This window comes from Microbispora amethystogenes, assembly GCF_016863015.1.
Classification (GTDB): domain Bacteria; phylum Actinomycetota; class Actinomycetes; order Streptosporangiales; family Streptosporangiaceae; genus Microbispora; species Microbispora amethystogenes.
On the sequence record NZ_BOOB01000018.1, the window covers coordinates 128,588 to 147,404 of the forward strand.

Below are 18,817 nucleotides of genomic sequence, written 5' to 3' on the forward strand. Positions count from 1 at the left end.
ATGGGTCTTGAAGAGAAACTCCCGAGCGGATTCGTCCTCACCACCGTCGAGCAGGTGGCCGGCTGGGCCCGGAAGAACTCCGTGTGGCCGGCGACCTTCGGTCTCGCGTGCTGCGCCATCGAACTGATGGCCACCGGCGGCCCGAAGCACGACCTGGCCCGCTTCGGCATGGAGCGCGCCTCCGCCTCCCCGCGGCAGGCCGACCTCATGATCGTGGCCGGCCGGCTGTCGCAGAAGATGGCGCCCGTCCTCCGCCAGATCTACGACCAGATGGCCGAGCCCAAGTGGGTCATCGCCATGGGCGTCTGCGCGTCGAGCGGCGGCATGTTCAACAACTACGCCATCGTGCAGGGCGTGGACCATGTGGTGCCCGTCGACATCTACCTGCCCGGCTGCCCGCCGCGGCCGGAGATGCTGATCGACGCCATCGTGAAGCTGCACGACAAGATCCAGAACATGAAGTTCGGCGCGCATCGCGAGAAGCAGGTCGAGGAGCTGGAGCTCCAGGCGCTGCGGACGCTGCCGCTCATCGACCAGGGGGCCGGGAAGTGACGACCGAGAACCTGCCCGGCCTGCCCGAGGAGCCGGTCGCCCGCACGGGCATGTTCGGCGCCAGGGACAGCGGCGACACCTCCGGCTACAACCGCCTGGTCGTCCGCCGCCCGCCCAAGCTCGTCAGCAGCCGGCCCTACGGGTCGTACTTCGACGAGGTGGCCGACGCGCTGGAGCCGGCGTTCGCCGACGCGATCGAGCGCGTGGTCGTCGACCGCGGCGAGGTCACCTTCCACGTGCGGCGCGAGCGGCTGGCCGAGGTGATGAAGCACCTGCGCGACGACCCCGCGCTGCGGTTCGAGCTGTCGCTCGGCGTCTCGGGGGTCCACTACCCGGAGGAGACCGGCGCCGAGCTGCGCGCCGTCTATCACCTGTGCTCCATCACGCACAACCGGCGCGTCCGGGTGGAGGTCTCCTGCCCCGACGCCGACCCGCACATCCCCTCCACGGTTCAGGTCTACCCCACGCACGACTGGCATGAGCGTGAGACGTACGACTTCTTCGGAATCGTCTTCGACGGCCACCCGGCGCTGACCCGCATCGAGATGCCGGACGACTGGGAGGGGCACCCGCAGCGCAAGGACTACCCGCTCGGCGGCATCCCGGTCGAGTACCGCGGCGCCGAGGTCCCCGCGCCGGACCGGAGGAGGTCGTACTCGTGAGCGTCGACCCGCACCAGGCAACGAGGGCAGCGAGGAGAGCGTCGTGAGCACTACGGAGACCGAGGGCCGGATCTACGACGTCGCCGGCCAGGACTGGGACGAGCTGGTCAAGACCGTCAGCGAGTCGTCCGACGAGCGCCTCGTCGTCAACATGGGCCCGCAGCACCCGTCGACCCACGGCGTGCTCCGGCTCGTGCTGACCCTCGACGGCGAGACCGTGACCGAGGCCCGCACGGTGATCGGCTACCTGCACACCGGCATCGAGAAGAACATGGAGTTCCGGACGTGGACCCAGGGGGTCACGTTCGTCACCCGCATGGACTATCTCGCGCCGATCTTCAACGAGACGGCGTACTGCCTTGGGGTCGAGAAGCTCCTCGGCATCACCGACCGGATCCCGGACCGGGCGCAGGCCATCCGGGTCCTGACGATGGAGCTCACCCGGATCTCCTCGCACCTCGTCGCGATCGCGACGTTCGGCCTGGAGCTGGGCGCGACGACGCCGATGCTGTTCGGCTTCCGCGAGCGCGAGATGGTGCTCGACCTGATGGAGTACATCACCGGCCTGCGGATGAACATGGCGTACGTCCGCCCGGGCGGCGTCAGCGTCGACCTGCCGGCCGGCGCGATGGACAAGATCGGTGAGTTCCTCAAGGTCATGCCGGGGCGGCTCAAGGAGATGCGCAAGCTCCTCGACGCGAACCCGGTCTACACCCGGCGCACCAAGGACGTGGCCTACCTCGACCTGACCGGCTGCATGGCGCTGGGCATCACCGGGCCCATGCTGCGCGCCGCCGGCCTCCCGTGGGACCTGCGCAAGTCGCAGCCCTACTGCGGCTACGAGACGTACGACTTCGCGGTCCCGACGCAGACCACCTGCGACGTGTACGGCCGCTATCTCGTCCGCATGGACGAGATGGAGGAGTCGCTGAAGATCATCGAGCAGGCGCTCGACCGCCTGTCCGGCCCGCTCAAGGGCGGCCCGGTGATGATCGAGGACAAGAAGATCGGCTGGCCGGCGCAGCTCGCGCTCGGCCCCGACGGCCTCGGCAACTCGCCCGACCACATCGCGCACATCATGGGCGGCTCCATGGAGGCCCTTATCCACCACTTCAAGCTGGTGACCGAGGGCTTCCGGGTGCCCGCCGGGCAGGCGTACGCCTCGGTCGAGTCGCCGCGCGGCGAACTCGGCGCGCACGTGGTCAGCGACGGCGGCACCCGGCCCTACCGGGTGCACTTCCGCGACCCGTCGTTCACGAACCTGCAGGCGGTGCCCGCGACGTGTGAGGGCGGCATGGTCGCCGACGTCATCTCCGCGGTCGCCTCGATCGACCCGGTCATGGGAGGTGTGGACCGATGACTTACGCGCCTGAGGTCCGCGAGCGTCTGGAGACGGACGCCAAGGAGATCATCGGCCGCTACCCCCGGCCGCGTTCGGCGCTGCTGCCGCTGCTGCACCTGGTGCAGTCGGTGGACGGCTACGTCTCCGACGACGGGCAGGAGTTCTGCGCCGAGATGCTGGGCCTGTCCAAGGCCGAGGTCGTCGGCGTGGCGACCTTCTACACCATGTACAAGCGCAGGCCGGCCGGCGACTACAACGTCGGCGTCTGCATCAACACGCTGTGCGCGGTGATGGGCGGCGACCAGATCTGGGCCGAGCTCAGCGAGCACGTGGGCGTCGGCCACGACGAGACCACCCCGGACGGCAAGATCACGCTGGAGCGGCTGGAGTGCAACGCCGCCTGCGACTTCGCGCCGGTCATGATGGTCAACTGGGAGTTCTTCGACAACCAGACCCCGGAGTCGGCCAAGCAGCTCGCCGACGACCTGCGCGCCGGCAAGGAGGTCGCGCCCACGCGCGGCCCGGGCCGGCTGTGCACGTTCCGGGAGGCCTCCCGGGTCCTCGCCGGGTTCCCGGACGGCCTGGCCGCCGACGGTCCGTCGGCCGCCGGTCCCTCCCTCGAGGGTCTGAAGATCGCCAGGGCCAACGGCTGGGAGGCCCCCAAGGCCGAGGGGAGCGAGAAGTGACGCGGAGCGAACCCGACGCAGTGAGCGGAGCGGTCCGCGAGGTACGAGTGGCCCGCGCAGCGAACGAGGAGCGGTGAGCGACCAATGACAACGCTTACGCCCGTCCTTACCGACAACTGGGACGTGGCCGGCTCGTTCACCCTCGACGGGTACGGCGAGTACGAGGCCGCGAAGAAGGCCCTGGGCATGGAGCCCGACGCGGTCATCCAGGCGGTGAAGGACTCCGGCCTGCGCGGCCGTGGCGGCGCGGGCTTCCCCACCGGTATGAAGTGGGGCTTCATCCCGCAGGGTGACGGCAAGGCCCACTACCTCGTCGTCAACGCCGACGAGTCGGAGCCGGGGACCTGCAAGGACATCCCGCTCATGATGGCCAACCCGCACTCGCTGGTCGAGGGCGTCATCATCTCGTCGTACGCGATCCGGGCGAACCACGCGTTCATCTACATCCGCGGCGAGGTGCTCCACGTCATCCGCCGGGTGCAGGCCGCGGTCCGCGAGGCGTACGAGAAGGGTTATCTCGGGGCGGACATCTTCGGCTCGGGTTACGACCTGGACCTCGTCGTGCACAGCGGCGCCGGGGCGTACATCTGCGGCGAGGAGACGGCGCTGCTCGACTCGCTGGAGGGCTACCGCGGCCAGCCCCGGCTCAAGCCGCCGTTCCCGGCGGTCGCCGGTCTGTACGCCTCCCCGACGGTGGTCAACAACGTCGAGTCGATCGCGAGCGTGCCGAGCATCATCGCCAACGGCGCCGACTGGTTCGCCGGGATGGGCACCGAGAAGTCCAAGGGCTTCGGCATCTTCTCCCTGTCGGGCCACGTGACCCGGCCGGGCCAGTACGAGGCCCCGCTGGGCATCACGCTGCGCGAACTGCTCGACATGGCGGGCGGCATCCGCGAGGGCCACGAGCTGAAGTTCTGGACGCCGGGGGGCTCCTCGACGCCGATCTTCACGGCCGAGCACCTCGACGTGCCGCTCGACTTCGAGTCGGTCGGCGCCAAGGGCTCGATGCTGGGCACCCGCGCCCTGCAGATCTTCGACGAGACCACCTGCGTGGTCCGGGCGGTCCTGCGCTGGACGGAGTTCTACGCGCACGAGTCCTGCGGCAAGTGCACCCCGTGCCGCGAGGGCACCTACTGGCTCAAGCAGGTGCTCAAGCGGCTGGAGAAGGGCCAGGGCTCGGAGGAGGATCTGGCGGCCATCACCGACATCGCCGACAACATCCTCGGGCGGTCCTTCTGCGCGCTCGGCGACGGCGCGACGAGCCCGATCCACTCGTCGGTGAAGCACTTCCGCGACGAATATCTCAAGCACTTCGAGATCGGCGGCTGCCCGTTCGATCCCGCCGCTTCCACGGTGTGGGGGTCCAAGTGACAGTTCAGACGACGCAGCCGGAACAGCCGGTCGTGGACATGGTCAGCCTGACCATCGACGGCTTCCAGGTCAGCGTCCCCAAGGGCACGCTGATCATCCGGGCCGCGGAGCTGCTGGGGATCCAGATCCCCCGGTTCTGCGACCACCCGCTGCTCTCACCCGCGGCCAACTGCCGCCAGTGCCTCGTCGACATCCCCGACGCGGGCAACGGCCGCGGCTTCCCGAAGCCGCAGCCGTCCTGCGCGATCGAGGTCGCCGAGGGGATGGTGGTCAAGACGCAGCTCACCTCGCCGGTGGCGGAGAAGGCACAGCGCGGCGTGATGGAGATGCTGCTGCTGAACCACCCGCTCGACTGTCCCGTCTGCGACAAGGGCGGCGAGTGCCCCCTGCAGAACCAGGCCATGTCGAACGGCCAGGGCGAGAGCCGGTTCGTCGAGCAGAAGCGCACGTTCGACAAGCCGGTCGCGCTGTCGACCGAGGTGCTGCTCGACCGCGAGCGCTGCGTCCAGTGCGCGCGCTGCATCCGCTTCTCCGACCAGATCGCGGGCGACCCGCTCATCGACTTCTTCGACCGCGGGGCCAAGGAGCAGGTGGGCGTCGCCGACGGCGAGCCGTTCGAGTCCTACTTCTCGGGCAACACGATCCAGATCTGCCCGGTCGGCGCGCTGACCGGCGCGGCCTACCGGTTCCGCTCCCGCCCGTTCGACCTGGTCTCCACGCCGAGCGCGTGCGAGCACTGCGCGTCGGGCTGCTCGCTGCGCACCGACCACCGCCGGGGCAAGGTCACCCGCCGCCTCGCCGGGGACGACCCGCAGGTCAACGAGGAGTGGAACTGCGACAAGGGCCGCTGGGCGTTCACCTACGCCACCGCGCCCGACCGGCTGCGCTCGCCGCTGGTGCGCGACGAGAGCGGCAAGCTCGTCCCGACCTCCTGGCCGGACGCGCTGGCCACGGCCGCCGAGGGCCTCGCGCGGGCCCGGGGCAGGGCCGGGGTGCTGGTCGGCGGGCGGCTCACGGTCGAGGACGCCTACGCCTACAGCAAGTTCGCCCGGATCGCGCTCGGCACCAACGACATCGACTTCCGGGCCCGGCCGCACTCCGAGGAGGAGGCGCGCTTCCTCGCCCACGCCGTCGCCGGCAAGGGCATCGAGGTCTCCTACGCCGACCTGGAGACGGCCCCGGCCGTGCTCCTCGCCGGCTTCGAGCCCGAGGAGGAGTCGCCGATCGTCTTCCTGCGCCTGCGCAAGGCGGCGCGCAAGCGGGGCCTGAAGGTCCACGCGATCGCGCCGTTCGCCACGCCGGGCCTGGCCAAGATGAACGGCTCGCTGATCCGGACGCTGCCCGGCGCCGAGGCCGAGGCGCTCGGCGACCTCGTCTCCAGCGACCTGCTGCCGCCCGGCACGATCATCCTCGCCGGTGAGCGGCTCGCCGCCGCCCCGGGCGCCCTGTCGGCGCTCGTACGGCTCACGCTCGCCACCGGCGCCCGGCTCGCCTGGGTGCCGCGGCGGGCGGGGGAGCGCGGCGCGCTGGAGGCGGGCGCCCTGCCCGGCCTGCTGCCGATCGGCCGCCCGGCCGCCGACGAGACCGCCCGCGCGGAGGTCGCCAGGGTGTGGGGCGTCGCCGCGCTGCCCACGGCGCCCGGCCGCGACACCTCGGGCATCATCGAGGCCGCGCTGAACGACGAGGTCGACGCGCTGGTCGTGGCGGGCGTGGACCCCTACGACCTGCCCGACCCCGCGAGGGCCCTGGCCGCGCTGGAGAACACCCCGTTCATCGTCAGCCTGGAGATCCGCGCCAGCGCGGTCACCGACCGGGCCGACGTGGTCCTGCCGGTCGCCGCGGTGGCCGAGAAGTCCGGCACGTTCGTCGACTGGGAGGGCAGGGGCCGCTCCTTCGGCGTGGCGACCGCCGTACCGGGCCTGATGAGCGACCTGCGGGCGATCGGCTCGATCGCCGACCTGATGGACGTGCACCTCGGCCTGCCCGACGACGCCGCCGCGCGGCGCGAGATGGCCACGCTCGGCTCCTGGAAGGGCCCGCGCCCGGCCGCTCCCGCGGTCAGCGGCCTCGTGGTCGCCGAGCCGCGGGCGGGCGAGGCGGTGCTGGCCACCTGGCACCTGCTGCTCGACGACGGCCGGATGCAGGACGGCGAGCCGTACCTCGCGGGGACCGCCCGCTCGACGGCGGCCCTGCTGTCGGAGGCCACCGCCGCCGAGATCGGCGCCGTGGACGGCGGGAAGATCACCATCGGTGACGACGTCGTCGTGCCGGTGCGCGTCGCGGACCTGCCCGACCGTGTCGTGTGGGTGCCGTCCAACTCCGCCGGCCTGTCGGTCACGCGCGACCTGCGCGCGGTCGCCGGAGACGTCGTCAAGATCGGGAGCGTCTCGTGAACAACCCCGGACCCACGCTGAGCGACTTCGGCCATGATCCCCTGTGGATCACGATCATCAAGGCCGTCGCGATCTTCGTGTTCCTGATGCTGGGCGTGCTGTTCGGCGTGTGGACCGAGCGCAAGCTCATCTCGCGCATGCAGCACCGCTACGGCCCCAACCGGGCGGGCAAGTTCGGCCTGCTGCAGTCGGTGGCCGACGGCCTGAAGATGGGCCTCAAGGAAGACATCATGCCGCGGACCGTGGACAAGGTGATCTACCTTCTGGCCCCGGTCATCATCGCCGTCCCGGCCTTCCTGGCGTTCTCGGTGGTGCCGTTCGGGCCGATGGTCTGGATGTTCGGCCACCGGACGCCGCTGCAGCTCACCGACCTGCCGGTCGCGGTCCTGCTGGTGCTGGCCACCGCCTCGATCGGCGTGTACGGCATCGTGCTCGCCGGGTGGGGCTCCCGCTCGCCGTACGCCGTGCTGGGCGGCCTGCGCTCGGCCGCCCAGGTCGTGTCGTACGAGATCGCGATGGGCCTGTCGTTCGTCGCGGTGTTCCTGAACGCGGGCACGCTGTCCACGTCGGAGATCGTGGCCAAGCAGGCGGGCGGCGGAACCTGGGACATCCTCGGGCTGCACATCCCGACGCCGTCGTGGTACGTGTTCTCGCTGATCCCGTCGTTCCTGATCTACGCGGTCTGCATGCTCGGCGAGACCAACCGCGTGCCGTTCGACCTCCCCGAGGGCGAGGGCGAACTGGTCGGCGGTTTCCACACCGAATACTCCTCGTCGCTGAAGTTCGCGATGTTCATGCTCGCCGAGTACGTGAACGTGTTCACGGTCTCGGCCATGGCGATCACGCTGTTCTTCGGCGGCTGGCGGGCCCCGTGGCCGATCTCCCTGTGGGACGGCGCGAACACCGGCTGGTGGCCCCTGCTCTGGTTCTTCGCCAAGCTGGTCATCGCGTTCGGGTTCTTCGTCTGGGTCCGCGCCTCGCTGCCGCGCGTCCGCTATGACCAGCTCATGGCCTTCGGGTGGAAGGTGCTGATCCCGCTCAACCTGGTCTGGATCCTGCTGGCCGCGACGTTCAAGGCGCTGCGCCTGCCGGAGACCGACCGGATGGGCATCATGGCCTTCGGCGCGGTGGTGATCATCGTCGCGTTCGTGGTCTGGCTGCGGTTCGACACGGTCAACCAGCGCCGCAGGGAGGCCAGGGCCGCCCAGGTCGAGGAGGAGTTCGAGCAACTGCGCGAGGAGCCTGCCGCGGGCGGGTTCCCGGTGCCGGCGCTCGACCTCCCGCACTACCACGGAGCCGTGCCCGCCGCGCGTGTCCCTACCGACGCCAAGGAGGTGACCAGTGGGAGCAACTGATTGGTTGAATCCGATCAAGGGATTCGGCGTCACCTTCCACCACATGTTCAAGAAGCCGGTGACGGTCAACTATCCCGAGGAGAAGCGGCCCACCGCGCCGCGTTTCCACGGGCGGCACCAGCTGAACCGGTGGCCCGACGGCCTGGAGAAGTGCGTCGGCTGCGAGCTGTGCGCCTGGGCCTGCCCGGCGGACGCCATCTACGTCGAGGGCGGTGACAACACCGACGAGGAGCGGTTCTCGCCGGGTGAGCGGTACGGCCGCGTCTACCAGATCAACTACCTGCGCTGCATCCTCTGCGGGCTCTGCATCGAGGCGTGCCCCACCCGGGCGCTCACGATGACGAACGAGTACGAGCTCGCCGACTCCAGCCGCGAGTCGCTGATCTACACCAAGGAGATGCTCCTCGCGCCGCTCGGACCGGGCATGGAGCAGCCGCCCCACCCGATGCGCCTCGGCGAAACCGAGGAGGACTACTACCGGTTGGGTCGAAGCAATGGGTGAGTCCATCACGTTCTGGGTGCTCGCGGTCGTCTCGGTGATCGCCGCACTCGGACTCGTCTTCAGCCGAAGGGCCGTCTACTCGGCCCTGATGCTCGGCGTCGTCATGCTCTCGCTGGCGGTGCTGTACGCCGTCCAGGACGCTCCGTTCCTGGCGGCCGTGCAGATCATCGTCTACACCGGCGCGGTCATGATGCTGTTCCTGTTCGTGCTCATGCTCGTGGGCGTGGACTCCTCCGACTCCCTCGTGGAGACGATCAAGGGGCAGCGGTTCTGGGCCGTCGTGGGCGGGCTGGGCTTCGCCGCCCTGCTCGCGCTCGGCATCGGCAACGCGGTGGCCGGGTCGCCGAAGGGCCTGGCCGCGGCCACCGAGGGGGGCGGCAACGTGTCCTCCCTGGCCCAGCTGATCTTCACGCGTCACGTGTTCGCCTTCGAGGTGACCTCGGCGCTGCTGATCACCGCCGCCCTGGGCGCGATGGTGCTGGCGCACCGGGAGCGCGCCGAGGCCAAGCCGACCCAGCGGGACCTGTCCCGGCAGCGCTTCGCCGCCTTCGGCCGTACCGGCAAGAACCCGGCGCCGCTGCCCGGCCCCGGCACCTACGCCCGGCACAACGCCATCGACATGCCGGCGCTGCTGCCCGACGGGACCATCGCGCCGCTGTCAGTCAACCGCTACATCGCCCGGTACGAGGAGTCCAAGGGCATCCTGCCCCCGGAGGTCGCCGAGGTGCTGGAGCAGGAGGAGGCCGCGCGGCGCGCCGCTCAGGCCAACGGGCACGGCGGTGAGCACGGCACGCCGACGGTGGCGGACGAGGCCCGGGACGCCGGTCCCGACACCGAGCCGATGCCCGAGGACGGCACCGGTCAGGACACCGTCGTGGCCGGTCGCGTGGTCCGTCCCCGCGGTGAGTCCGCGGCGACCGAGGAGGACGGCAAGTGACCACCCACTATCTGGTGCTCTCCGCGCTGCTGTTCGCCATCGGCGGCGTCGGCGTGCTCGTACGGCGCAACGCCATCGTGGTGTTCATGTGCGTCGAGCTCATGCTCAACGCCTGCAACCTGGCGTTCGTCACCTTCGCCCGGCAGAACGGCAACCTCGACGGCCAGCTCATCGCGTTCTTCGTGATGATCGTGGCCGCCGCCGAGGTGGTCATCGGCCTGGCCATCATCGTGACGATCTTCCGAACCCGCAGGTCCGCGTCGGTCGACGACGCCAGCCTGCTGAAGTACTAAGAGGTGGCCGTGGAACCCGCTGAGATCATCCAGCACTCCGGTGGAGCGATCGGGGCCGCCTGGCTGATGATCGCTCTGCCCCTGGTGGGAGCGGCGATCCTCCTGCTGGGCGGCCGGAGGACCGACAGGTTCGGCCACCTGCTCGGGGTGCTCATGGCCGTGGCGTCGTTCGCGGTGGCCGCGCTGTCGTTCGTCCAGCTCCTCGGCCTCGCCCCGGGCGAGCGCCGCCGGGGCATCGAGCTGTACGACTTCGTCCCGGGCCTGGCGAAGGTGGGCCTGCTGGTCGACCCGCTGTCGATCTCGTTCTGCCTGCTGATCACCGGTGTGGGCTCGCTGATCCACATCTACTCGATCGGCTACATGGCGCACGACCCGAACAGGCGGCGGTTCTTCGCCTACCTGAACCTGTTCGTCGCGGCGATGCTCCTGCTGGTGCTGGCCGACAACTACGTCGCGCTGTTCGTCGGCTGGGAGGGCGTCGGCCTCGCGTCGTACCTGTTGATCGGGTTCTGGCAGCACAAGCCCTCGGCGGCGACCGCGGCCAAGAAGGCGTTCATCGTCAACCGCGTCGGCGACTTCGGCCTGCTGATCGGCCTCTTCACGATCTTCGCGACGTTCCACACGCTGGCCTTCAACGACGTCTTCGCGAACGCGTCCAAGGCGTCCTCGGGCACGCTCACCGCCATCGGCCTGCTGCTGCTGGTCGGCGCCTGCGGCAAGTCGGCCCAGCTGCCGCTGCAGTCCTGGCTTCTCGACGCGATGGAGGGCCCGACCCCGGTCTCGGCCCTCATCCACGCCGCGACCATGGTCACCGCCGGCGTCTACCTCATCGTCCGGTCCGGTCCGATCTACCAGGGCGCCGAGACGGCGCAGCTCGTGGTGACGATCGTCGGCGTGGCGACCCTGCTCGCCGGTGCGATCATCGGTACCGCCAAGGACGACATCAAGAAGGCGCTGGCCGGTTCGACGATGTCGCAGATCGGCTACATGGTGCTCGCCGCGGGCATCGGCCCGGCCGGATACGCCTTCGCGATCGCGCACCTGATCACGCACGGCTTCTTCAAGGCCGACATGTTCCTCGGCGCGGGCTCGGTCATGCACGCCATGAACGACGAGGTCGACATGAGGAAGTACGGCGCGCTGCGGAAGGTCATGCCGGTCACGTTCGCGACGTTCGCCATCGGCTACCTCGCGATCATCGGGTTCCCGCTGCTGTCCGGTTACTTCACCAAGGACGGCATCATCGAGACCGTGATGGAGCACAACGCCGTCCTCGGCTGGCTGGCCGTGCTCGGCGCGGGCATCACCGGCTTCTACATGTCGCGCCTGGTGTTCATGACGTTCTTCGGCGCCAAGCGCTGGGAGCCGACGGCCCACCCGCACGAGTCGCCCGCCGTCATGACCTGGCCGCTGGTCATCCTGTCGGTCGGCGCGATCGGCCTGGGCGCGTTCCTGGTCCTCGGCAACCGGTTCATGACCTTCCTCGCGCCGGCCGTCGGCGCGCCGGAGGAGATGCCGTCCTTCCACCCGTTCAGCCTCACCGGGCTGGCCACGCTCGCGCTCGTCGCGGTGGGCGCGGTGTTCGCCTGGTTCCGGTACGGCGCGGCCGAGGTGCCGGCGGTCGCCCCGCGCGGCTCGTTCCTCACCACCTTCGCCCGTCGTGACCTGTACGGCGACGCCCTGAACGAGGCGCTGTTCATGCGCCCCGGCCAGTGGCTGACCCGCCTGGCCGTGTTCTTCGACAACCGCGGCGTCGACGGCCTGGTGAACGGCCTGGCCGCCGGCATCGGGGGGACCTCCGGGCGGCTGCGCAGGATCCAGACCGGGTTCGTCCGCTCGTACGCGCTGTCGATCTTCCTGGGCGCGGCCATCCTGGCCGGTGCCTGGCTCGTCGTAGGGAACCTGTGATGCCCTGGCTTTCAACCCTGATGGGCGTGTCCGTGCTCGGCGCGCTGGGCGTGACCCTTGTCCGCAACGACAAGCTCGCCAAGCAGTTCACCCTCGTGGTGTCGCTGATCGTGCTGGCGCTGACCGTCGCCATGGCGGTCCAGTTCAGCCCGAACGGCGACAAGTTCCAGTTCGCGGAGACGTACGACTGGATTCCCGCGTTCGGCGTCCACTACGGCGTCGCGGTGGACGGCATCGCCCTGGTGCTGATCCTGCTGTCGGTGATCCTCGTGCCGATCGTGGTGCTCGCCTCGTGGCACGACGCTGAGGCCGGCAAGCGCTCGGTCCGCACGTACTTCTCGCTGCTGCTGGTGCTCGAGGCCATGATGATCGGCGTCTTCGCGGCGACCGACGTCTTCCTCTTCTACGTCTTCTTCGAAGCCATGCTGATCCCGATGTACTTCATGATCGGGTCGTACGGCGGGGCGCAGCGGTCGTACGCGGCGGTGAAGTTCCTGCTGTACTCGCTGTTCGGCGGGCTGCTGATGCTGGTGGCGGTGATCGCGCTCTACTCCATCGCCGGCAAGGGCACGTTCATGTTCACCGACCTGGTCGGGACCATCCAGGACGCGACGACGCAGAAGTGGCTGTTCCTCGGCTTCTTCGTCGCCTTCGCGATCAAGGCGCCGCTGTGGCCGTTCCACACCTGGCTGCCGGACGCCGCCGCCCAGGCCCCGGCCGGCGCGGCCGTCCTGCTCGTGGGCGTGCTCGACAAGGTCGGCACGTACGGCATGCTGCGCTTCTGCCTGGAACTGTTCCCCGACGCCGCGAAGTTCTTCACGCCGCTGGTCATCACGCTGTCGGTGATCGGCATCGTGTACGGCGCGATCGTGGCCATCGGGCAGACCGACATGAAGCGGCTCATCGCCTACACCTCGGTGTCGCACTTCGGCTTCATCGCCATGGGCGTGTTCGCCATGACGACCAACGCGGCCTCGGGCGCGACGCTCTACATGGTCAACCACGGCTTCTCGACCGGCGCGCTGTTCCTCGTCGCGGGCTTCCTCATCTACCGCAGGGGCTCGCAGTTCATCTCCGACTACGGCGGCGTGCAGAAGGTGGCGCCGATCCTCGCCGGGACGTTCCTGGTGGCGGGTCTGTCCAGCCTCTCGCTGCCCGGCCTGAGCACGTTCGTCAGCGAGTTCATGGTCCTCATCGGCACCTACGAGCGCTACCTCGTGCCCGCCGTCATCGCGACGACCGGCGTCATCCTCGCCGCGATCTACATCCTGTGGATGTACCAGCGGACGATGAACGGCCCGACCGCCGAGTCGGTGAAGACGCTGCCGGACCTCAACGCGCGGGAGAAGTTCGTGGTGGCGCCGCTGATCGCGCTGCTGCTGGTGTTCGGCTTCTATCCCAAGCCGCTCCTCGACGTGATCAACCCCGCCGTGAAGGACACGCTGTCCAGCGTCTCGGTCACGGACCCGAAGCCGGCCGTACCCGTTGCTCAGGAGGGCAAGTGAACGGCACCATTGAGGCGCCCACCATCGAGTACGCCCTGCTGGCGCCGATGCTCGTCGTCTTCGGCGCGGCGATCGTCGGCGTGCTGGTGGAGGCGTTCGCGCCGCGTTACCTGCGCTCGGCGATCCACCTGCCGCTCACGCTCCTCTCGCTGGCCGGCGCGTTCGCGCTGGCCGTGTGGCAGGCGCTGAAGGGCGTGCCGACCAAGCCCGCGGCCATGGGCGCGGTGGCGGTCGACGGCCCGGCGCTGTTCATCTGGGGCACGATCCTCGTGCTCGCCTTCGTGAGCGTGCTGCTCATCAAGGACGAGGAGCACTTCGTCGGCTCCGCGGCGGCCCTGCCGGGCTCGGCCGAGGAGGAGCAGTCGCTGGTGGAGCGCGCCGCGCACACCGAGGTCTACCCGCTGCTGCTGTTCGCGGTGGGCGGCATGCTGCTCTTCCCGGCGGCCAACGACCTGCTGGTGGCGTTCGTCGCCCTGGAGGTCATGTCGCTGCCGCTGTACCTGCTGTGCGGCCTCGCGCGCCGCCGCCGCCTGCTGTCGCAGGAGGCCGCGGTCAAGTACTTCCTGCTCGGCGCCTTCTCCTCGGCGTTCTTCCTGTACGGCACCGCGCTGCTGTACGGCTACGCCGGGTCGGTCGACCTCGCGAAGATCAACCTCGCGCTCGGCTCGGTCGGCGGCCAGGACACCCTGCTCTACATCGGCGCGGCCATGCTCGGCGTCGGCCTGCTGTTCAAGATCGGCGCGGCGCCGTTCCAGGCGTGGAAGCCCGACGTCTACCAGGGCTCGCCCACGCCGATCACGGCGCTGATGGCCTCCGGCACCCTGGTGGCCGCCTTCGGCGCGCTGCTGCGCGTGTTCTGGGTCGGCCTCGGCGGCCTCGACTGGGACTGGCGCCCGGTGTTCTACGGTGTGGCGATTCTCACGATGGTGGTCGGCGCGATCCTCGCGATCACCCAGACCGACATCAAGCGGATGCTCGCCTACTCCTCGATCGCCCACGGCGGCTTCCTGCTCGTCGGCGTGATCGCCACCGGCAGCGCCGCACAGAACACCGCGGCCCTCTCGGGCCTGCTGTTCTACCTGGTGGCGTACGGCTTCACCACGGTCGGCGCGTTCGCGGTGGTCACGATGGTGCGCGACGCGGGCGGCGAGGCGTGGCACCTGTCCCGCTGGGCCGGGCTCGGCAAGCGCTCGCCGCTGCTGGCCGGCACGTTCGCCTTCTTCCTGCTGGCTTTCGCCGGTATCCCGCTGACCAGCGGGTTCTTCGGCAAGTACGCCGTCTTCCAGGCGGCCGTCAGCGGGGGCGCGCTGCCGCTGGTCATCGTCGGCGTGGTGGCCTCGGCCGTCGCCGCGTTCTTCTACGTGCGGGTCATCGTGCTGATGTTCTTCAGCGACCCGGCCGCCGACGGCCCGTCCGTCGTCCTGCCCTCGCGGGGGACCGCGGCTGTGGTAGGTATCGCGGCATTGGCTACGGTAGTTCTCGGGGTGTTCCCTCAGCCCTTGCTTGACCTCGCGCACTCGGCTGCGCAGTCCCTGTTCGTCCGATAGGAGATCTCCGTATGGCCGCGCCGCCCGTAGTGGACATTCCTCTCGTCGACGAGCGGCTGGCCGAGGATCTCGGAAACGGGCTCGCGGCGGTGGAGAAGCTGCTGCGCTCGTCGGTGGAGAGCGAGGACGCCTTCGTCACGGAGGCGTCCCGGCATCTCATCGAGGCGGGCGGCAAGCGGTTCCGGGCCATGCTCGTGCTGCTCGCCGCCCAGTTCGGCACCCCCGACGCTCCGGGCGTCGTGCCCGGGGCCGTCGTCATCGAGCTGACCCACCTGGCGACGCTCTACCACGACGACGTGATGGACGAGGCCCCGGTGCGCCGGGGCTCCCCGTCCGCCAACGCCCGGTGGGACAACACCGTGGCCATCCTCACCGGCGACTACCTCTTCGCCCAGGCGTCGGAGATCCTGGCCGACCTCGGCAGCGAGCTGATCCGGATCCAGGCGCGCACGTTCTCCCGGCTGGTGCGCGGCCAGATCCGCGAGACGATCGGCCCGGCCGAGGGCCGCGACGCGATCGCCCACTACATCGGCGTGCTCGCCGACAAGACCGGCTCGCTCATCGCCACCTCGGGCCGCTTCGGCGCCATGCTGGCCGGCGCTCCGGCCGACGTCGTGGATCGCCTCACCGACGCCTGCGAGGCGATCGGTGTGGCCTGGCAGCTCGGCGACGACCTCATCGACGTGGCCGCCCCCACGTCCGACTCCGGCAAGACGCCCGGCACCGACCTGCGCGAGGGCATCCGCACGCTCCCCGTGCTGTACGCCCTGGCCTCCGGCGACCCCGCCGACGCGCGGCTGCGTACGCTGCTGTCCGGGCCGGTGGCGGAGGAGGACGTCGAGGAGGCGCTGACGCTGCTGCGGGCCAACCACGCGATGGCGCAGGCCCGCGCGGAGCTCATCCGCTGGACCGACCGGGCCAAGACCGCCCTCGCCGGCCTGCCCGACATCCCCGCCCGTACGGCCCTGGTCGCCCTGTGCGACTACGTCGTCGAGCGTACGGGCTGACGCCTTTCCGTAGATCATTGACCGGATGAGACTCACCCGGTCCGCGGTCGCCCTGTGTCTTTCCCTGGCAGTGACAGGCTGCGGGACGCAACGAGCGGGCACCCCCGCCGCCCCGGCGCCGCCGGACTCGCCGCCCGGCAACGCCGTCGTCGTGGACAAGGACCAGGCCGTCACGGCCGACCCGGCCGAGGACTCGACGCAGTCGCTCTTCGACGCCCTCGCCCGTGCGGCCACGTCCGCGGTGGTCTCGCCTGTGCCGATCTCGCCTGTGCCCGCCTCGCCTGTGCCGGTCGGCCCGCCCCCGGCACCCTCCGTGGAGCACTACTTCGAGGGACGGGTGCTTCCGAAGGGCCAATCGATCTCGGTTCCCAACCCCGGCAGCGGCCCCGGTGACCCCCGCTTGGGGCACGCGCTGCTCGTCGGCTACAAGGGGTTCGCCGAATCGGTCGTGACGCCTGGCGCGGTCGTCGCCCTGCCCGCCGCCGTTGACAGCGCCTCGGAGTTCATCTCGCTTCGTCAGGCGGCCGGGGCGTCTCCGGAGACCTCCACCTGTGAGAGGTGGGCCTCCGGATCATGGCGTGTTGCGCTGCGCGACTTCAACCGGCCCGGCGTGCGGATCGCCGCGACGCTGCTGAGTGCGACCAGGGAAGGAGCGTGGAAACGGTCGGCGGAGTTCTCCGAGACCATCCTCACCGGGCCCGCCTCGATGCTGAGCGGCCTCGGCGACCCCGCCGAGATGGGCTCCTGCCGGACGTTCCCCAGCGAGCAGGGCTACTGGATGCACGTCGAACCGTTCTCCGTGCCGCGTCTCGGCCTCCGGTCGTGGGCCTTCCGCGTCCTGGAGGGGAAGTCGGTGCGGCAGTGGGCCGAGGTGGTGCGGACACCGCGATACGTCCTGGAGATCCGGATCTCCACCCAGTGGCCCGAACCGCGCGTCGACCCCGCCGTACTGCTGCCGAAGATCGCCGAGGCCGGGTACGCCAGGGCCGAGGCGGCTCTGGGGTAGCACGGACCTAGCGTTGGGCGGCCAGCCACTCGTCGAAGGTGGTCGGCGCGATGCGGGCGCCCTCGCCGGGAAGGAGCACGTCTCCGGCCATCGACGTGCCGAAGAGCCCCGACCAGGTCGGCACGAGCCTGACCGTACGGCCGCGCGCCGCGAGGGTGCGCCGGGCCATGTCGACGAGGTCCTGTGGCTCGGGGCCGGCAACGTCGGCATGGCGTCCCCGCGGCTCGCCCGCCGCGATCTCGGCGAGGACGTCGGCCACGTCCGCGGGCGCGATCGGCTGCACGAGCAGTGGTGCGATCGTCGCGACGCCGTCCTGTTCGGTCCAGCTCACCACCGTCTCGGCGAAGTCGTGGAACTGCGCGACCGGGACGATCGTCCAGGGCACCGGCCCGGCGGACACGAGGCGTTCCTGCTCCCGCTTGCCGGCGTAGTGGGCGTTGCCCTCCACCCGGTGAATGCCGATGATCGACAACAGCACGTGGTGGCGGACGCCCGCCCGCTCCTCGGCGGCGAGCAGGTTGCGGGTGGTCGTGCCGAAGTACGCCACCGCCTCGTCCCGGTCGGTCGCCTCCGAGCTGATCGCGTCAACGACCGCCTCCACGCCGTCCAGAGCCTTGTCGAGCCCCTCGCCTGTCATCAGGTCCACGCCGAGGGAGCGGCTGACGCGTACGACGTCGTGCCCGTCCCGTTCGAGGGCGGCGACGGTGAGCGATCCGATGTTCCCGGTGGCGCCGGCGACTGCGATTCGCATCGTCTTCTCCTTCGCTCGATGCCACGGATGCTATCGCCGGCTGAACAGGCGATCTTCGTCGGAGGGGACGGGGCGCCGCCTCCCGAAGACTGCCGGCGCAGCGCGTCAGCGGCCGGTGAGAAGCTCGACGACGGGAGCGAACGTGTCGGCGTAGAAGCCGTTGACGGTGACGTAGGAGATGCCCAGCTCGTCGCGGCGGCGCAGCAGCGTGCCGGCCATTTCCCGGGGCGAGCCGCGCAGCACGGCGGCCGCGTCGTCGGGGATGGTGGGGGAGCCCTCGGGCAGCCACGGGGCAGGCACGTCGCCGACCTGGAAGAGGTTCAGGCTCAGCTCGATGTCGTCGAACCTCGCTCCGGCCAGGTCCCGCAGCGTGCCGACTGGCCCGCGCAGGCCCTCCTCGGACGCGACGGCGGGCACGGCGAGCGCGACGATGTCGGCCTCCTCCGCAGCGAGCGCCAGCATGCGGGGGCCGGAGCCCGCGACCAGGATGGGCGGCCCCTGGCGCCGCACGCTGAGGCCGCCCTCGGCGAACGCCGTCCGCACCTCGCCGATCACCGACCTGACCTGGGCGATCCGCTCGCCCGCCGTGCCGTACGGCATGCCGAGCGCGCGGGCGTCCTGCTCGGCGGCGGGGCGTCCGGCCCCCACGCCGACCTCCAGCCGTCCGCCGGACAGGAAGTCGAGCCCGGCCAGCTCGTACGCCAGCAACCGGGGATTGCGGTACGGCGCGGCCAGCACGAACGTGCCCACACGCAGCGTCGTCGTGGCGGTGGCCGCCGCCGTCATGGCGAGCAGCGGCGGGAGCGTCCCCAGCGTGTCGGGGACGAGAAGGGTCGAGTAGCCGAGATTCTCGGCGCGGCGGGCCGTGGCCGTCCACGCGGCGGCGTCGGGGGCGAAGCCGGCGACGATCCCGAAGCGGAAGTCCTTGCTCATGGGCTGATCCTCGCCGTCGCGGACGGCCGAGGTCGTCCCCCCGTCGGTGGCGGGAGCCGTACTCCCC

At 70.4% G+C, this 18,817-nt stretch carries 17 protein-coding genes; 15 read left to right on the plus strand and 2 right to left on the minus strand.

What is annotated here, in order from left to right; translation table 11 throughout:
* The 15 genes from Mam01_RS14140 to Mam01_RS14210 all read left to right on the plus strand — a co-directional run bounded on the left by Mam01_RS14140 (position 1) and on the right by Mam01_RS14210 (position 17,066).
* Positions 1-552 carry a NuoB/complex I 20 kDa subunit family protein gene (locus Mam01_RS14140; RefSeq protein WP_204285782.1) on the plus strand — a complete coding sequence of 184 codons (552 nt, stop codon included), beginning with the start codon at positions 1-3 and terminating at the stop codon, positions 550-552.
* Positions 549-1,214: an NADH-quinone oxidoreductase subunit C gene (locus Mam01_RS14145; protein ID WP_204285783.1), complete on the plus strand. Its 666-nt coding sequence runs from the start codon at positions 549-551 to the stop codon at positions 1,212-1,214. The genes Mam01_RS14140 and Mam01_RS14145 overlap by 4 nt, the downstream gene beginning before the upstream one ends.
* Before the next feature lie 43 nt (positions 1,215-1,257).
* The gene (locus Mam01_RS14150; RefSeq protein WP_204285784.1) at positions 1,258-2,574 is read left to right on the plus strand and encodes an NADH-quinone oxidoreductase subunit D; all 1,317 of its coding nucleotides are present in this window, start codon (positions 1,258-1,260) and stop codon (positions 2,572-2,574) included.
* The gene (gene nuoE, locus Mam01_RS14155) at positions 2,571-3,242 is read left to right on the plus strand and encodes an NADH-quinone oxidoreductase subunit NuoE (RefSeq protein ID WP_111699575.1); all 672 of its coding nucleotides are present in this window, start codon (positions 2,571-2,573) and stop codon (positions 3,240-3,242) included. The genes Mam01_RS14150 and nuoE overlap by 4 nt, the downstream gene beginning before the upstream one ends.
* A gap of 84 nt (positions 3,243-3,326) precedes the next feature.
* On the plus strand, positions 3,327-4,613 hold the full coding sequence (gene nuoF / locus Mam01_RS14160; RefSeq protein ID WP_204285785.1) for an NADH-quinone oxidoreductase subunit NuoF: 1,287 nt from the start codon (positions 3,327-3,329) through the stop codon (positions 4,611-4,613).
* On the plus strand, positions 4,610-7,006 hold the full coding sequence (locus Mam01_RS14165; protein WP_204285786.1) for an NADH-quinone oxidoreductase subunit G: 2,397 nt from the start codon (positions 4,610-4,612) through the stop codon (positions 7,004-7,006). Before nuoF ends, Mam01_RS14165 begins: the two co-directional genes overlap by 4 nt.
* Positions 7,003-8,361 (plus strand): NADH-quinone oxidoreductase subunit NuoH, encoded by a 1,359-nt coding sequence (nuoH, locus tag Mam01_RS14170; RefSeq protein ID WP_204285787.1) that lies wholly within the window; start codon positions 7,003-7,005, stop codon positions 8,359-8,361. Before Mam01_RS14165 ends, nuoH begins: the two co-directional genes overlap by 4 nt.
* Positions 8,348-8,863: an NADH-quinone oxidoreductase subunit NuoI gene (gene nuoI / locus Mam01_RS14175; RefSeq protein WP_139574090.1), complete on the plus strand. Its 516-nt coding sequence runs from the start codon at positions 8,348-8,350 to the stop codon at positions 8,861-8,863. Before nuoH ends, nuoI begins: the two co-directional genes overlap by 14 nt.
* On the plus strand, positions 8,856-9,800 hold the full coding sequence (locus Mam01_RS14180) for an NADH-quinone oxidoreductase subunit J (RefSeq protein ID WP_204285788.1): 945 nt from the start codon (positions 8,856-8,858) through the stop codon (positions 9,798-9,800). The genes nuoI and Mam01_RS14180 overlap by 8 nt, the downstream gene beginning before the upstream one ends.
* Complete coding sequence (gene nuoK / locus Mam01_RS14185) at positions 9,797-10,093, plus strand: NADH-quinone oxidoreductase subunit NuoK (protein WP_139574092.1); 297 nt, start codon at positions 9,797-9,799, stop codon at positions 10,091-10,093. The genes Mam01_RS14180 and nuoK overlap by 4 nt, the downstream gene beginning before the upstream one ends.
* 66 nt (positions 10,094-10,159) lie before the next feature.
* On the plus strand, positions 10,160-12,001 hold the full coding sequence (nuoL, locus tag Mam01_RS14190) for an NADH-quinone oxidoreductase subunit L (RefSeq protein WP_150936272.1): 1,842 nt from the start codon (positions 10,160-10,162) through the stop codon (positions 11,999-12,001).
* Positions 12,001-13,506 (plus strand): NADH-quinone oxidoreductase subunit M, encoded by a 1,506-nt coding sequence (locus tag Mam01_RS14195; protein ID WP_150935845.1) that lies wholly within the window; start codon positions 12,001-12,003, stop codon positions 13,504-13,506. The genes nuoL and Mam01_RS14195 overlap by 1 nt, the downstream gene beginning before the upstream one ends.
* On the plus strand, positions 13,503-15,053 hold the full coding sequence (nuoN, locus tag Mam01_RS14200) for an NADH-quinone oxidoreductase subunit NuoN (RefSeq protein WP_150935847.1): 1,551 nt from the start codon (positions 13,503-13,505) through the stop codon (positions 15,051-15,053). Before Mam01_RS14195 ends, nuoN begins: the two co-directional genes overlap by 4 nt.
* Positions 15,054-15,064: 11 nt before the next feature.
* Positions 15,065-16,060, plus strand: a complete 996-nt coding sequence (locus Mam01_RS14205) for a polyprenyl synthetase family protein (protein ID WP_204285789.1) — start codon at positions 15,065-15,067, stop codon at positions 16,058-16,060.
* A gap of 25 nt (positions 16,061-16,085) precedes the next feature.
* Complete coding sequence (locus Mam01_RS14210) at positions 16,086-17,066, plus strand: hypothetical protein (protein ID WP_204285790.1); 981 nt, start codon at positions 16,086-16,088, stop codon at positions 17,064-17,066.
* Between the two features lie 7 nt (positions 17,067-17,073).
* Here Mam01_RS14210 and Mam01_RS14215 read toward each other — a convergent pair whose 3' ends face one another.
* Positions 17,074-17,817: an SDR family oxidoreductase gene (locus Mam01_RS14215; protein WP_204285791.1), complete on the minus strand. Its 744-nt coding sequence runs from the start codon at positions 17,815-17,817 to the stop codon at positions 17,074-17,076.
* Positions 17,818-17,922: 105 nt separating this feature from the next.
* Complete coding sequence (locus Mam01_RS14220; protein WP_204285792.1) at positions 17,923-18,750, minus strand: TIGR03621 family F420-dependent LLM class oxidoreductase; 828 nt, start codon at positions 18,748-18,750, stop codon at positions 17,923-17,925.
* Positions 18,751-18,817: the final 67 nt, after the last annotated feature.